This window comes from Burkholderia sp. Bp8998 (assembly GCF_003854235.1).
GTDB lineage: Bacteria > Pseudomonadota > Gammaproteobacteria > Burkholderiales > Burkholderiaceae > Burkholderia.
On the sequence record NZ_QTQF01000141.1, the window covers coordinates 1 to 1041 of the forward strand.

The window sequence follows — 1041 nt, forward strand, 5'->3', positions numbered from 1 at the left end:
CGACCGCCGAATACCGCGCGCTCGACGCCGCGCACCATATCCACCCGTTCTCGGACATGGGGGCGCTCAATCGCGCGGGCAGCCGCGTGATCGTGAAGGCCGACGGCGTCTACCTGTGGGACTCGGACGGCAACAAGGTCATCGACGGGATGGCCGGCCTCTGGTGCGTGAACGTCGGCTACGGCCGCAAGGAACTCGCGGACGCCGCGTATCGCCAGTTGCAGGAGCTGCCGTTCTACAACACGTTCTTCAAGACGACGCACCCGCCGGTGATCGAACTGTCGGCAATGCTTGCCGAAGTCACGCCGGCGGGCTTCAACCACTTCTTCTATTGCAACAGCGGCTCGGAAGGCAACGACACCGTGCTGCGTCTCGTGCACCAGTACTGGCGCGTGCAGGGCAAGCCGCAGAAGAAGTTCGTGATCTCGCGCAAGAACGGCTACCACGGCTCGACGATCGCCGGCGGCACGCTCGGCGGGATGGGCTACATGCACGAGCAGATGCCGTCGAAGGTCGAGCACATCGTCCACATCGACCAGCCGTACTTCTTCGGCGAGGCGCAAGCCGGCGAGATGCCCGAGGCGTTCGGCCTCGCACGCGCGCAGCAGCTGGAAGCGAAGATCCTCGAACTCGGCGCGGAGAACGTCGCCGCGTTCATCGGCGAGCCGTTCCAGGGCGCGGGCGGCGTGATCTTCCCGCCGTCGACGTACTGGCCGGAAATCCAGCGGATCTGCCGCAAGTACGACATCCTGCTCGTCGCCGACGAAGTGATCGGCGGCTTCGGCCGCACCGGCGAATGGTTCGCGCACCAGCACTTCGGCTTCGAGCCGGACCTGATCACGATGGCCAAGGGCCTGACGTCGGGCTATGTGCCGATGGGGGCGGTGGGCATCCACGAACGCATCGCGCGCCCGATCATCGACAACGGCGAATTCAATCACGGCCTCACGTACTCGGGCCATCCGGTCGCAGCGGCGGTGGCGGTCGCGAACCTGAAGCTGCTGCGCGACGAAGGGATCGTCGAGCGCGTGAAGCACGACA

Annotated in this window: 1 protein-coding gene; it reads left to right on the top strand. The window is 65.9% G+C overall.

The genetic code is table 11. From position 1 onward, the window contains the following. Positions 1 to 1041 (top strand): aminotransferase (locus tag DIE06_RS37805; RefSeq protein ID WP_124665744.1); only part of this gene is annotated, 1041 nt, incomplete at both ends.